Genomic DNA, 13,695 nt, shown 5'->3' with positions numbered 1-13,695 from the left:
GAACGTAGTAGACGGCAAAGCTCTTTCTTGCCTTGTCACACTCGGTGTCGAAACACCGACTGAGCTGTGACCTGCTGTACGACCAGCAGTTGCCTATCTGGACGTGCGCGATTGGTAACGATCGGGTTCGAAGCTCCGGAGACAACGTACCCTTCAGAAGACGGTTCACCGTGGCGACACGGTAGGAATCGACACTGCCAGCAGCCGTGCGGTGTAGGGGCAGCAGGCGTAACCTAAGTGAATCGCTGTACAACCCTCGTAAGAAGTGACGAGCCAAAGCTGCTGGGAGGCTCAAACCAAAAAGGTAGATAGCCGGTTGCCTTGCTGCTGAATCGGGGCACGTCGTCGCGAGCGCTACCGGGGGAGAAGCGGACGCTAAACGGACAGGCGCATGGGTATCTTAGTTGCGTCGGCAAGATTGGGAACGTGGTAAGCCCGATTCTTCGCTGTCAGTTCAGGGCATCGGACCGGTAGCAGGTGACTCGCGAGGGAAACTGTCGGAGAAGCGGGTAAGAGAACGCGGAGAAAGCGAATGGTGACCTGTAGTCGGCCACATAGGGGTTCAAGATTTGCCTCGACCTGAAAGGGTGCAGACTTCCGCGTGGTGCAGTTGTCGCAGGTCCATGTTAGAGATTCACTGGAGGGAAGCTTGTGAGAGACCGATATCGTTACGGTTCAGCGCCCTTCGTCTCGGCGATGAGGCGAATCAACAATGTGATGCTTGCGAAGGGCTCGTGCAGCTTTCGAGACCGGCGTCCGTGCGACGCTTAATGCTGTGCGCGAGCGCAGTGCGATGAAAGTCGCATGCTGCGTTCTTCGGGGGCCGCGCTTTCGAGAGGAAACGTGGCTACCCTCTCTCCTGAAAGGGTCGGTTGAGGGCTGCATCTCAACTCTAGACCCTGGCCGCCCCCTTTTCTGGGGCGGCCAGGAGGCCTTTCAATGATTATCAACTTGGCGAGGGAGATCGTCGGGCATAATGGGGCATGAAGAAAGCATCTATTTCCGTTTTGCCGTTGGCCGACGAGCCGGTATCGTTCAAGGGCTATCGGTTTCCGCCCGACGTGATCAGCTATGTGGTGTGGCTGTATTACCGGTTTCCGCTGAGTTTGCGCATGGTCGAGGAGATGGTGGTCGCGCGCGGCATCGAGATCACGTACGAAACGGTGCGCAAATGGTCGACGCACTTCGGCCAGGGAATCGCGAAACGGATTCGCCGAACCGCGCTCGGGCACGGCGACAAGTGGCATCTGGATGAAATGGTCGTGTCGATCAACGGCAGTAAGCACTGGCTGTGGCGCACTGTAGACCAGCACGGTAAGCTGCTTGACGTGCTGGTGCAGAGCCGACGCGACAAGACGGCGGCCAGGCGGCTGATGTGCAAGCTGCTCAAGAGATTCGAGCTGCCCGCGTGTGATTGTGACGGACAAGCTGCGTAGCTACAAGGCGGCGAACGACGAGATTGGCCTGAAGAACGTTGATCACCGGCAGCACAAGGGCTTGAACAACCGGGCGGAGAATTCGCACGAGCCGACGCGGGTTCGCGAGAAGGTGATGCGGCGTTTCAAATCCGCGCGCCAGCTTCAGCAGTTCACTTCGATAGAAGGACAGGTTTCAAACCTGTTCATGGGTTGCCGCTACCACCGCAACGCTGAGCACAAACGTGAGGCCCTTTCCCAGGCCATCGCGGCCTGGGAAAGGGCCTCGTGCGCCCGCTGGGCGGCGTAGAGGGTGTTAGGCACTTTATGTCGGACCTGGTATCCTGGCGGAATGAAAAAACGCAGGCCCTACCCAACGGATGTATCGGATGAAGAGTGGTACTTCGCCGCTCCGTACCTGACCTTGATGAACAAGGACGCACCACAGCGCCGCTACGAACTGCGCGAGATGTTCAACGCGCTGCGCTGGATCGTACGTGCCGGTGCCCCGTGGCGTTTGTTGCCCAATGATTTTCCGCCGTGGGAACTGGTCTACCAGCAGACGCAACGCTGGATTCAGGCGGGCTGCTTCGAGGCCATGGTGAGCGATTTGCGTTCGATCCTCCGGGTCGCCCAGGACCGCCGTGGTCAACCCAGCGCGGTCATCCTCGACGGCCGTACGCTGCAGTCGACGTGCGAAAGCGGCGCACGCGCAGGCTACGACGGATACAAACGCAAGAAAGGCAGCAAGGTACATATGGCGGTGGACACGTTGGGACAACTGCTCGCGGTGCATGTGACGCCGGCCAACGAGCAGGAGCGCGCGCAGGTTGGAGAACTGGCGCGTCAGGTTCAGCAGGCCACGGGCCAGACGGTCAAGGTGGCGTTCGCGGATCAGGGATATACCGGCGAAGAGCCCGCACAGGCGGCGCTTGACGAGGGGATTGAACTTCAGGTCATCAAGCTGCCGGAGACGAAAAAAGGCTTCGTGCTGTTGCCGCGCCGCTGGGTGGTTGAGCGCAGCTTCGGCTGGCTCAACCGCTTCCGCCGACTCGCACGAGACTACGAGCGATTGCCCGAAACTCTGGCTGGCTTGCACTTCGTCGTCTTCTCCGTGCTTATGCTTGTTCACTTTGCAACCCTTAGCAAAAGTGCCTAACACTCTCTAAGCGGGGGAACTCCCGTTCGATAACACCTCTGCTCGTCCGTTCATCGAACAAGTTGACAATACCCGAGAGCTATATCAAGGTCAAAGGCGAGTGGAAATATCTTTACCGGGCAGTGGACAAGGCGGGCGGCACGGTCGACTTCCTGCTCAGGGCCAGGCGGGACAAGGTCGCTGCCCGGCGGTTCTTTGAAAAGGCGATCGCCCATAATGGTACGCCAGAGACCGTGACCATCGACAAAAGCGGCTCCAATCTGGCCGCACTGGATGCGGTGAATGCCGATCGCGAGACGCCGATCAAGGTCCGTCAGATCAAGTACCTGAACAACATTGTCGAACAGGACCATCGGGCCATCAAACGCCGGACCCGGCCAATGCTGGGATTCAAGAACTTCTCCCGTGCGAGGGTCACATTCTCGGCGGCATCGAGGTAATGCACATGATCAGGAAAGGACAGATGAAATGTGCGGGCAAAGACCCGTCGTCTGCTTCCCGGCAGTTTTACTCCCCTGTGTCATAAGCAATACTTACCAGATCGACATTTCTCGTCCCGACACCCTTACTGCAACAGAACCCGAAGCGGTGGTGTATCGCGTGCCTGCGGCGATTCACGTTCCGGCCGCTCTCCAGCCGGTCGTCACGCCGACCATGACACCGCCCGCCGCGCATCCGGTCGCGGCCGCACCGCTTGCCGAATTAGTGGACATATTAGGGCTTCTGCGAAAAACCGTTATCAGAAAATGCGAGCCGCAACATCAGTTTTATTGATCTGATTTGCTTGCATCCTTGCAGCCGCTCGGACAAAATTCGACGGGAATACTGAGATAGTCTGGTCACGTTGGCGGTAAGGGTCAGGTGTTACGCTTTTATTTCGGTGCTCTATCATCACGTGATGTTGAGCGGAGGCGCGCCAGTGCGGCGACTCTTGCGAAACAGCCGAGCGCAACTGATGAAAACGGCAGGGAAGCACGAAAATGGATGCGCCTGACACAGCCCTCCGTGGGCAGAATAAGACGGCAAGTGGCCGCCGTCCGTGCTTTTTGAGCTGGGAGAGAGGAAACTAGGAATTCTGTTATGCGAAGTAAATCCACTCGGCCGCTCCTACGGTCAGCCTGCGCGGTCACCTTCCATGACTAGATGCTATGTGGGAGGGCAGCGGGCGGGCCGTAGAGAACGTTCCGTAACGCACAGATCCGACGGAGCTTGACTTCCTGCTCCATCGTAGAGAAATCAAATTCAAAAATATATGCTATCACTCAAGAAATTCAATACATCCAAGGATCATAGGGCGCTGGCCGTCATGACGGTCATCGTCCTGAGCACAGCTTGGTCAACGTCTGTCGTTTATGCTCAATCGCCTACCTCGGAGACTGACACAAAATCGCCTTATACACAGGCGTCGAAGGAACAGCAAGCAAATTGGCGAGAGTCAGTACGACAAATGGGGCCTCCTCCTAAGGCAGGATGCTACCGGATGTCTTATCCCGACGCCACATGGAAGGAAGCGCCGTGCGCAATGGCATCCGTTCAGCATCCTACCGCGAAACATGCGTCTCCCGTCGAAACGATGAGAAAGAAACGAATGAGTCAAAGTGAGCATATTACAGACGATAATGCCGATTCCGCAGAGGATATGGCCGCATTCACAGGGAACGGGAGGGGTTATATGGCACAGACCGAGGGGCTCACGACCTCAGCAATTGGGAGCTTCCCGGGAACCGTTGTAAGCGGTCTTGTGGACGATGCCAAGGGTTATTCGCTTCAACTCAATACTAACCATCCTCGCGCTAATGCATCCTATTGTGCACAGAACGGATTTCATCCGGATTGTGAAGTGTGGCAACAATTCGTCTATTCTTCTACTTATCCTTCGCAGCCTGGGCCTCAGGGTGTAACTCCTGAAGGGCCACAAATATATATACAGGACTGGATATTGCTGACGAATAACGACGATGTACATCGTCCGTGCCCCGCTGGATGGGAAAAGGCTGCGGATGGATGCTACAAAAACAGTCCCACTCTTGCGGCGCCAGCCATTCCCGTGGGCAATCTCGGCTTGACGACCTTGGCGGGGTATGTCTCGACGCCCGGTTCGGGCGCAACCGATACCGTAATACTCACGTATATGGGTAGTGCCTACACCGTAAGCCAGCCGGACGACACCCTTGATATCGCTCAAGGCTGGAGTCAGTCTGAATTTAACATTTTCGGTAACGGAAATGCTTCGAAATTATCTTTTAAGCCAAAAACGTCGATTACAGTAAATCTGCAAGTAAACGACGGAACCACATATGCACCAAAGTGTTTGTATGGCGGGACAACCGGGGAAACTAATAACTTGTACTTGGGAAAATGTACCGCCACAGAAGGCGCGATGCCGTCAATTCAGTTTACCGAATCGATGAACTGAGAACCGACCGAGTCCCTTAACAGGTTGCGGAAATACACCCCCCGGCGGAAGCGGCGCTCCTCGATTTACGCGCCCGCCGATCGCAAACTTTCGCATTGTGCATTCTCAACGCGAATTCAACGTTCTTTCGGCGGTTTGAGGCTAATTTTTGGCCTCATTGCCGCGATCACCGCCACTATGAATTAGTCGGCCCTGAAAAACTCGAAGCGCCTTGTGCAGCAAGCGTTTGAAGCTGAATGTTGTTGATGCATTTGCAGGAACCTGGCAGATTATGGGTTGTTTCCTGCATGTCGAGGTCTGGATGGGTCCGAAGACAGCGGTGAGCGAAGGCCATTTGTTCCGGCATCCTCTGCGCGAGCAGATCAACCTGAAGCATCCGCTGGTGCGTCTGGCCGATCTGATCAACTGGGATGGTTTGAATGCGTCGATGAGCGCGAGCTTCGTCTCACGCAAGGGTCGACCGGCCACCTCACCTCATCAGTAGCGTTCGGAGGTAGGTGTTACCTCTTTTACTCAGGCCAAGCTGTCGGATGCGACCGCCCGTTCCGGTTTGTCGTGGAACTAGGCCGAGCCATGCGGCAAATTCCCGGTCAGAGCGGAACATGGCGGGGTCGCCGATCGCGGCGGTTCTGTTGCAGTAAGGGTGTCGGGACGAGAAATGTCGATCTGGTAAGTATTGCTTATGACGCAAGGGAGTAAAACTGCCGGGAAGTAGACGACGGGTCTTTGCCCGCACATTTCATCTGTCCCTTCCTGATCATGTGCATTACCTCGATGCCGCCGAGAATGACCCTCGCACGGTGGAAGTTCTTGAATCCCAGCATCGGCCGGGTCCGGCGTTTGATAGCCCGATGGTCCTGTTCAACAATGTTGTTCAGGTACTTGATCTGACGGACCTTGATCGGCGTCTCGCGATCGGCATTCACCGCATCCAGTGCGGCCAGATTGGAGCCGCTTTTGTCGATGGTCACGGTCTCTGGCGTACCATTATGGGCGATCGCCTTTTCAAAGAACCGCCGGGCAGCGACCTTGTCCCGCCTGGCCCTGAGCAGGAAGTCGACCGTGTCGCCCGCCTTGTCCACTGCCCGGTAAAGATATTTCCACTCGCCTTTGATTTTGATATAGCTCTCGTCCATTCGCCAGCTTTTCCCAACCGGACGCTTGTGCTTGTGGAAGCTCCTTTGGAAGAGCGGCAGCAGTTTGATGACCCAGCGGTACACCGTCGAATGATCCACCGCGATACCACGCTCGTCCATCATTTCCGCAAGATTGCGCAAACTCAGCGAATAGGCCACGTACCATCGCACGCACAGAAAAATCACTTCAAGCGGGTAGTGAAGGCGCTTCAGGACCTTGGCCAGGCCCGGCGCGAGTGTGGTTCGCGGTGTCTTCGTCTTCTTCATCGCACAGTTCAAAAATTCCTACCCAATTTTAACGTGGGCCTTACTGCAACAGAACCCAATTCTAGCTCAGTGCCTTGGCGCGACAGAACCACGCGCTGCGCTGGATCGTACGTGCCGGTGCCCCGTGGCGTTTGTTGCCCAATGATTTTCCGCCGTGGGAACTGGTCTACCAGCAGACGCAACGCTGGATTCAGGCGGGCTGCTTCGAGGCCATGGTGAGCGATTTGCGTTCGATCCTCCGGGTCGCCCAGGACCGCCGTGGTCAACCCAGCGCGGTCATCCTCGACGGCCGTACGCTGCAGTCGACGTGCGAAAGCGGCGCACGCGCAGGCTACGACGGATACAAACGCAAGAAAGGCAGCAAGGTACATATGGCGGTGGACACGTTGGGACAACTGCTCGCGGTGCATGTGACGCCGGCCAACGAGCAGGAGCGCGCGCAGGTTGGAGAACTGGCGCGTCAGGTTCAGCAGGCCACGGGCCAGACGGTCAAGGTGGCGTTCGCGGATCAGGGATATACCGGCGAAGAGCCCGCACAGGCGGCGCTTGACGAGGGGATTGAACGTCAGGTCATCAAGCTGCTGGAGGCGAAAAAAGGCTTCGTGCTGTGGCCGCGCCGCTGGGTGGTCGAGCGCAGCTTCGGCTGGCTCAACCGCTTCCGCCGACTCGCGAGAGACTACGAGCGATTGCCCGAAACTCTGGCTGGCTTGCACTTCGTCGTCTTCTCCGTGCTTATGCTTGTTCACTTTGCAACCCTTAGCAAAAGTGCCGAACACCCTCTTCTATGGGGAACTGAAAGTCAAGCCCGGTTCTAAACATTCAGCTATCCGAAGTAAATCTCCTTATCCGGTCTCTATGGCCAGCCTGCGCGGTCACCTACCATGAGCAGACGCAGACTGGCCGTAGAGACCGTTGCGTAAAGGGCGGTATTGACGCTCATCGCGTGAACCTTGTTGCAGCCCGGCATGTCAATGTCATTCAGGTCAGGGCGTCTGTTGACCGGTCAGTGCCGGGTCGACCTTCTATCCGTGCCGGCCTGGCAGGCCGGTCACCTCATGCCGCATGCGCGAAGCGCTGGAGCTACCCTGTTACCGACGCGCCCCATCTAGGGAAACGGCCACCCGCGATGGGTAGCCCGAGCGTGTTTCGGGCGCGTTGACCTTTACATGCTGTTGCTGCATCCGATTTCATTCAGTCATTGAGACCCTCACGTATTGGCATCGCGCGGTTTGCGTATCGCCCCGACGGGGATCTCGCCGTACTCGAGATAGTCCGTCCTGAACAATTCGTTTTGCCGAGCACCGTAGTTACGGGGATTGAAGCCGAGCAAGTCGGTGGTTGAACAAGGCGGTCAGAATGAAGGCGCAAAGAAGCCGCAGCTTCCTGAGGATCATCCGTAGATTGTGTCCTGCGCCGCACATCACCGCGTGCATCGCGTCGCCGAGCGCACCCTTGAGCCAGTTGCGATCGAGTTTTCCGTCTGTCTTCATGTGACCGATTGCTGGCTCGATTGCGCTGCGCCGTCTGATCATCGCGCGTAGTCCGCGTGTAATGCCCCGCCGCAAGCCCGGGTGGTAGATCTTCACACCATCGACGGCGACACCCTTGTAGCCACGGTCGACGATGGCGACCTCCGGCGTGGCGTCGCACAGGATTGCCGCCTGCTCCAGCGCTTCAGCCAGGGTGTGCCCGTCGTACGGATTGCCTGGCATCGAGCGCATGCCAACCACCAGTCCTTCCTTGTGGGTCGTCGCGATCGAAACTTTCACCCCGAACTCGTACGGCTTGCGCGCCTTGCCCTTGGCCAGGCACTCGACTTCCGGTGCATGCAGCGCATAAAGCTTGTTCTTGTCCTTCGGCTTCTGCGCCAGAATGCGTCTCGTGCGGGCGATCAGTTCCGTTAATTCAGCGCAGCCTAGGTCGGCCACCTGGTTGACCTGCCGCTCCACATCGCGCATCACCCGTCCAACGCGCGAGCGCAGCGTGCGCAGCGCTTTCCTCATGCGTTTGTACTGTTTCGCGTGAGCGTAGCGGCCAATCTGCAGCGCCAGATGCGGCGCCTCGCGGTTGTAGTTCTGCCTCAGTTTCAGACCGTGCCGTGCCGCGGCTTTCACCAGATGTTCGCGACACCGTTCGAGCAGGCGCGAATCGGTTGGGTGGGCGATCGCCTTCTCCATGACGGTCGTATCAACAATCACGCGCTTGACGCTCGAAGCCTTGATCACGCCAGCGCGTTTTGCTGCTTCGATCGTTTCGGCCAGCAACTCTTCAACGCCGGCTTCGCCCATTCGCTTGCGCCAACGCGTCAGGCTCGATGGGTCGATCGGAGGTTCGGTCTGCAAGTAGGTCTCGCCGGTGAACACCTGCCAGTACGGGTTCTCTACCCATTGCCAGACGACCTCTTCGTCGGACAGGTCGAACGCGTGCTGCAAATACAGCAACCCGGCGATCAGCCTCGGCGATGTCGCCGGTCGTCCCTTGCGCGATACAAAGCTTTCGCTCATTGATGCGCCCAGTCGCTCCCAGTTGATCAGGTCGGCCAAACGTATCAACGGATGCTTCAGGTTGATCTGTTCGCGCAGCGGCTGGCGGAAAAAATCTCCCTCCGTCACAGGCGTCTTCGGACCCATTCGCACCTCGTCGAAAAATGCAGGATTCTCACGTTAATGTGCCAGGATCCTGCAAATCTCACAACACCAATTCGGCCTCAAAGCTCTGCCACGCAAGGCTCTCCGAATTGATCAGGCTCGACGAGATAGCGCCACAGGGCGATTGCCAGACGGCGTGCGAGCGCGACGATACCGATGCGCCGCATCCGCTTGCCGCCGCCGGCAAAGCGCTCGTTGAACCAGTGGCTGAGCTGGCTGCCGGGCTGCAGGCGCAGCCAGCTCCAGGCGAGCTCGACCATCAGCCAGCGACATCGCCGGTTGCCCGCCTTGCTGATACCGAGTTCAACGTCGCTGGTGCCACTGGCGTACGGCGTGGGCGTGAGGCCCAGGCAGCCGGCCACTTCGCGGCGGTTGCGAAACTGCCGCCAGCCGAACAGTTCCCTGACGAGGGTCCACGCGCTGCCTGCACCGATGCCGGCAAGCTGTGCGAGCAGCGCCATGCCGGGATGTGCGCTGCTACGCACCTGCCGGTTCTGCTCCACTTCGAGCAGGCGGACCTGCCGGCGCACCAGCGCGAGCCGCTCACATTCGCGGTCAATTTCGGCGCGCAGACCGGGCGCCAGCAACTCGCGCTGACGGGTTGTCATCTTCCGCCATATAGGGGCCACCAGTGCGTCCAGATGCGACCGCCGACGGACTTGACCCGAAGGTTGTGCAGTACCAGCAGGGAACGGATCCGGTTAGTGTGCGCGGTCTGCTCTTTGCGCAGGCGTTCGAGCTCGCGGTGCAGGCGGCGGTCGTCTTCCTGCTCGGGCGTGGGAATGCGTGCCACCGCCCACACACGCCGCTCGCCCGCGTAATAGTGCATGAGCATCGACAGCAGCTTGTCGCTGTCAAGCCGGTCTGTCTTGGCGCGACGCGCACGGCGGTTCACCTCGATGCTGGCCGAATCGACCACGAGATTGACGATGCCCTGTTCAGCCAGCCAGCGGTGCAGCCAGAAACCGTCGCGGCCTGCTTCGTAACAGCTGTAGACGGGTGCGTCGGCGCCGAGATGGCCACGCGCCCTGGCGTTGGCGATGGCGGTGAGAACCGCCGTGGCATCGCCGGCGGCAACCGTACAGCGGCTGGGCGCGCGCTGGCCATCACCCAGTGAGAGCTTCCAGTTCTTCTCGCCCAGTTCAAACGCCATGTACAGGCAGCCACCTGCCGTCGTATTCTGCCCACGGAGGGCGGTGTCAGGCGTATCCATTTGCGTGCTCCTTCGGAGAAAACGAGTGTGCAAGTCCCGTTTTACTCCAGTCGGGCTTTCTGTCTCTGCCCTCCCACATAGCATCTAGGCTCGCCAGCTCCGGGATTTTGGCTTTGGCCGCCGGGTAGCTGCGCAAATGGTCGGTAACGATCTTGCGGGGTATCGGGTTTGAGCGCAGCACCCGCTTGAAAAGCGCCCACCGTTTGTCCGCAACCCAACATTTCCTACAACCGTCGGCCCGATTGGAGGAAATGCGTCACTGCACACGGAGATGGCCGGCCCCCGTTGACTAAGTCGTGCTCGTATGCAGCGCCAGCGACCTTGAGCCGTACGTCTACCTCGTGCACAGGCTCACTGAATGGCCACCGCGCAACCTGCTGCGATTTGTCCGAACGCTTACCGCTCCACATCTCAAAACTCGCACCATCGCGGGCATTGAATTCGACCGCGGCCCAACGGGGTAGTTGTCGTTCGGATGAAGCTTCCCTGCCAGTACGGCCCCACGCCGTGCAGGCCCGCGAACTCAAGCAGACTGACCATCGTCTTGCATGCGTCGCGTTGTGACAGGCTGGCATCGAGTTGCTCCCAGGTTCTGCGGTAAGCCTAACTCGGGAACAGTGCGTCACGAAACGCGAGCCCCTTGAATGCCTGGGATTTGCGCTTCAGGGCGTCAATGAAGTGGCGGTAATCGAGCGCGTGGCGGTTGTCGTGCGCACGTGAGCCCCGAGCGGTGCTGTGGACCAGCACGCCGGACAGGTAACAGTCGAGCCGATCGCCGTAGATGCGCACGCATATTCCTGCCTTCGCGGCCGCGAGTTCCTGCGGATGGTCCTTGCGCTTGTTTATGTAGAGGCGAACCTGTTGGTCGGTGATGCGGGTTCCAGACATGTGCTGACCGCTTCTTCTTTAAGAATCGATCAGCCATCCTATTGCCCCGCCGACGCGGCGCCGACGGTGGGCCGTCTTCTCCGGCGGCTACGCCGCCTCCGACTCCTCACCACCGGCCGAAACAAACGTCAACGACCGGCCAAAGTGGCGCCCCCAGTGGTGCTGGCTCGACTTTTGCTCTTTGCTTCTCGTGAGTCATTAGGAGTGGATTGAATGAGGATTGAACACGAAATCAGATCTCACGGTGCTGCAATCACAGCCAGCATGTTTGCGCACGCCCTACACGGTCAAGAAGGCGGGCGTCACGGGGGGGTGACGCCCGCCGGCGGGACGTCATGGAACCGCGAGGCAGTTCTGGGCGGCAATGGGCGTACTTGCATGGATTCGACCACGGCTGAGCCGTGCGAGGGCGTGCGCGTCGCGTTCTATCGGGCAACACCTACGGAGGCAGCATGACCTGCATTGTGGCGCTGACAGATGGCAAGAAGGTTTACATGGGTGCGGATTCGGCAGGATCGGGGAGAGGGGCCATCACCGTGCGCGCCGACCCCAAGATTTATCGGGTGGGACCGTTCCTGATCGGCTTCACCACATCCTTCAGGATGGGGCAGCTTCTGGGCCATAGTCTGACCGTCGCGCCGCGCCCTGAGGGCACCGATGTGTTCGCCTTCATGTGCACGACGTTCATTGAGGCGGTACGCGCGTGCTTTACCCGCGGTGGGTTCGCGCGCAAGGACGGCGAACGCGAATCGGCTGGCACTTTTCTGGTTGGGTACATGGGGCGCATCTTCCGGATTTGCGACGATTATCAGGTTGCTGAATGCGCCGTGAACTTCGATGCCTGTGGTAGCGGCGAACAGGCGGCGCTGGGCTCACTGCATACCACCGTCGGTGTGCCGATGCGGCCAGACGTCAGACTCGAACGCGCCTTGGCCGCGGCGGCCGAATTTTCAACGGGAGTCCGTGGCCCGTTCCGGATAGAAGTGCTGGACGGCCAGATCGCTCAACGATCGAACGAAGAAGAGGTAAGCGACGTTTGATCTACCCGCCGCCCACTTACCACGAAATGGGTGATGGTTGAGCCGCTCTTCGTGCAATGCCAGTTCCAACAGCTCGCACTGGGCGAGCCGGTCTTCAAACGCGCGCCGATGCTCGTTGAACGCCAGTTGCTGCCACGTGCTATCAAATGAGAACGTACTGAACCAACGCCTGTGCGTCGGTCCCCAGTTGGGACTGGCCGAGATAGTGGACGCCGAGGGCGGGCACTGTCACGTTGGCGAGGTAGTCACGTAAGATGTCACGATGAAGAAAAGAAAATCGCTTTATCACGGCCACCGGTTCCCGGCGGCAATCATTGGTCTCGCGGTTCGGTGGTATTTCCGGTTCCAACTTGGCCTGCGTGATATTGAAGAACTGCTGTTCGAGCGGTGTCGTTGTCAGTTACGAGACGATCCGCCGCTGGTGCAACAAATTCGGCGCGGGCTTCGCACATCGCGTCAAAGCTGCTCGCCGCAAGCCTGGCCGCACATGGCATCTGGACGAAGTCTTCGTGGCACTGGTGCAAATATAGCCGACGAATGGGTTAGAGTTGTCGGAACAAAACGAACCGACGAGCCGCGATGAGCAAGCTGAAAAGTCCGGAGAAGTTGTTCGGCGGACGCCATTTTGATCGGGAGATCATCCTGTGCGTTCGCTGGTACCTGCGCTACAAGCTCAGCTTTCGCGATCTGGTCGGGATGATGGCCGAACGGGGATTGTCGCTGGCTCACACGACGATTCTGCGCTGGGTGAGGCGTTATACACCCGATTTCGTCAAACGCTGGAACCGCTTTGCTACACCTGCGGGTCGCTCGTGGCGTGTCGATGAGACCTACCTGAAGATTCGCGGCAGGTGGGTCTACCTGTACCGGGCAGTGGATCGGGCTGGCCAGACGGTGGACTTCGTGCTCAGAGCCCGACGCGACGTGGCTGCGGCCAAAGCTTTTTTCAGCAAGGCCATCAAGCGTCAGGGCCAGCCGCCGGAGACCATCACGCTCGACGGCTATGCCGCCTCGCACCGCGCGGTGCGCGAAATGAAGACCGATGGTCTGCTGCCTGAAGACACGAAGGTGCGGTCCTCAAAATATCTGAACAACGTGATCGAGCAAGACCATTGCCACATCAAGTCCAGAACGAACGTGATGCTTGGGTTCAAGCGATTCTGGAGCGCCGCGACCACGATTTCAGGAATCGAGTTGACGCATCGCATTCGCAAGGGGCAGTTCGATCTCGCAAAGCTCGGCCTCAAGCAGGCCGCTGCGCCCGCCGTATGGAATGCGGTCCTGTTTGATCGATAAGCCTTCCCACCTATATGAACTTTTTCAACCCGCTTACCTATTTGCACCAGAACCCGTGCCACCGTTCGACACCACACCGGAGATGGAATTTCGTCTCAAAAACCGAACCCGTCCAAAAGTTCAATCGCCACTTATGGCACCAACCGGAGCAACCAGATCCATGCGAAGCATTTCCAAACTCACCGCCGCGCTCCTTATCGCGGGCTACGCGACACTC

Annotated in this window: 7 protein-coding genes and 10 pseudogenes; 10 read left to right on the top strand and 7 right to left on the bottom strand. The window is 58.7% G+C overall.

Going from position 1 to position 13,695, the window contains the following annotated elements; translation table 11 throughout:
• Window positions 1–983 precede the first annotated feature (983 nt).
• The 6 genes and pseudogenes from QFZ91_RS28460 to QFZ91_RS28435 form a co-directional block, all read left to right on the top strand.
• A pseudogene (locus tag QFZ91_RS28460) lies at window positions 984–1,725 on the top strand (IS6 family transposase).
• Between the two features lie 42 nt (window positions 1,726–1,767).
• On the top strand, window positions 1,768–2,574 hold the full coding sequence (locus tag QFZ91_RS28455; RefSeq protein ID WP_429569120.1) for an IS5 family transposase: 807 nt from the start codon (window positions 1,768–1,770) through the stop codon (window positions 2,572–2,574).
• A 74-nt stretch (window positions 2,575–2,648) separates the two neighbouring features.
• Window positions 2,649–3,100: pseudogene (locus tag QFZ91_RS28450) on the top strand (IS6 family transposase); the annotation flags it as partial.
• On the top strand, window positions 3,043–3,348 hold the full coding sequence (locus tag QFZ91_RS28445; RefSeq protein ID WP_429569168.1) for a hypothetical protein: 306 nt from the start codon (window positions 3,043–3,045) through the stop codon (window positions 3,346–3,348). The pseudogene QFZ91_RS28450 and the gene QFZ91_RS28445, both read left to right, overlap by 58 nt.
• Window positions 3,349–4,054: 706 nt before the next feature.
• Window positions 4,055–4,990, top strand: a complete 936-nt coding sequence (locus tag QFZ91_RS28440) for a hypothetical protein (RefSeq protein ID WP_429569119.1) — start codon at window positions 4,055–4,057, stop codon at window positions 4,988–4,990.
• 301 nt (window positions 4,991–5,291) lie between these two features.
• Window positions 5,292–5,465: pseudogene (locus tag QFZ91_RS28435) on the top strand (IS5/IS1182 family transposase); the annotation flags it as partial.
• Here the strand turns inward: QFZ91_RS28435 and QFZ91_RS28430 are convergent.
• Window positions 5,466–5,606: pseudogene (locus QFZ91_RS28430) on the bottom strand (transposase); the annotation flags it as partial.
• A 64-nt stretch (window positions 5,607–5,670) separates the two neighbouring features.
• Entirely contained in the window at window positions 5,671–6,393 is a 723-nt protein-coding gene (locus QFZ91_RS28425; protein WP_429569118.1) for an IS6 family transposase, read from the bottom strand.
• 89 nt (window positions 6,394–6,482) lie between these two features.
• Here QFZ91_RS28425 and QFZ91_RS28420 point away from each other — a divergent pair.
• Window positions 6,483–7,208: pseudogene (locus tag QFZ91_RS28420) on the top strand (IS5 family transposase); the annotation flags it as partial.
• 492 nt (window positions 7,209–7,700) lie between these two features.
• Here QFZ91_RS28420 and QFZ91_RS28415 read toward each other — a convergent pair.
• The 4 genes and pseudogenes from QFZ91_RS28415 to QFZ91_RS28400 all read right to left on the bottom strand — a co-directional run.
• Window positions 7,701–9,023 carry an IS5 family transposase gene (locus QFZ91_RS28415; protein ID WP_429522490.1) on the bottom strand — a complete coding sequence of 441 codons (1,323 nt, stop codon included), beginning with the start codon at window positions 9,021–9,023 and terminating at the stop codon, window positions 7,701–7,703.
• Between the two features lie 77 nt (window positions 9,024–9,100).
• Window positions 9,101–10,254: pseudogene (locus QFZ91_RS28410) on the bottom strand (IS110 family transposase).
• Between the two features lie 85 nt (window positions 10,255–10,339).
• A pseudogene (locus QFZ91_RS28405) lies at window positions 10,340–10,465 on the bottom strand (IS6 family transposase); the annotation flags it as partial.
• Window positions 10,466–10,755: 290 nt separating this feature from the next.
• A pseudogene (locus tag QFZ91_RS28400) lies at window positions 10,756–11,043 on the bottom strand (IS21 family transposase); the annotation flags it as partial.
• A gap of 551 nt (window positions 11,044–11,594) precedes the next feature.
• Here QFZ91_RS28400 and QFZ91_RS28395 point away from each other — a divergent pair.
• Window positions 11,595–12,182, top strand: coding sequence for a hypothetical protein (locus QFZ91_RS28395; RefSeq protein ID WP_429569117.1), 588 nt, complete (start codon window positions 11,595–11,597; stop codon window positions 12,180–12,182).
• Window positions 12,183–12,230: 48 nt separating this feature from the next.
• Here QFZ91_RS28395 and QFZ91_RS28390 read toward each other — a convergent pair.
• Window positions 12,231–12,396 (bottom strand): annotated as a pseudogene (locus tag QFZ91_RS28390) (IS110 family transposase); the annotation flags it as partial.
• A gap of 48 nt (window positions 12,397–12,444) precedes the next feature.
• Here QFZ91_RS28390 and QFZ91_RS28385 point away from each other — a divergent pair.
• Together QFZ91_RS28385 and QFZ91_RS28380 are read left to right on the top strand one after the other, a co-directional pair.
• Window positions 12,445–12,700: pseudogene (locus tag QFZ91_RS28385) on the top strand (IS6 family transposase); the annotation flags it as partial.
• Window positions 12,701–12,761: 61 nt separating this feature from the next.
• Window positions 12,762–13,478, top strand: a complete 717-nt coding sequence (locus QFZ91_RS28380; RefSeq protein WP_429569114.1) for an IS6 family transposase — start codon at window positions 12,762–12,764, stop codon at window positions 13,476–13,478.
• Window positions 13,479–13,695: the final 217 nt, after the last annotated feature.

This window comes from Paraburkholderia sp. JPY419, assembly GCF_050435705.1.
Lineage (GTDB): Bacteria > Pseudomonadota > Gammaproteobacteria > Burkholderiales > Burkholderiaceae > Paraburkholderia > Paraburkholderia youngii.
The sequence above is the reverse complement of the archived record's forward strand: the minus strand, read 5'-3'. Positions and strand labels throughout refer to the sequence as shown.

Bases quoted from the DNA above. Each gene is read 5' to 3' on its own strand.
- QFZ91_RS28445 (WP_429569168.1), top strand. From the start codon at position 3,043: ATGTGCGGGCAAAGACCCGTCGTCTGCTTCCCGGCAGTTTTACTCCCC.
- QFZ91_RS28455 (WP_429569120.1), top strand. From the start codon at position 1,768: ATGAAAAAACGCAGGCCCTACCCAACGGATGTATCGGATGAAGAGTGG.
- QFZ91_RS28395 (WP_429569117.1), top strand. From the start codon at position 11,595: ATGACCTGCATTGTGGCGCTGACAGATGGCAAGAAGGTTTACATGGGT.
- QFZ91_RS28380 (WP_429569114.1), top strand. From the start codon at position 12,762: ATGAGCAAGCTGAAAAGTCCGGAGAAGTTGTTCGGCGGACGCCATTTT.
- QFZ91_RS28440 (WP_429569119.1), top strand. From the start codon at position 4,055: ATGTCTTATCCCGACGCCACATGGAAGGAAGCGCCGTGCGCAATGGCA.
- QFZ91_RS28415 (WP_429522490.1), bottom strand. From the start codon at position 9,023: ATGGGTCCGAAGACGCCTGTGACGGAGGGAGATTTTTTCCGCCAGCCG.
- QFZ91_RS28425 (WP_429569118.1), bottom strand. From the start codon at position 6,393: ATGAAGAAGACGAAGACACCGCGAACCACACTCGCGCCGGGCCTGGCC.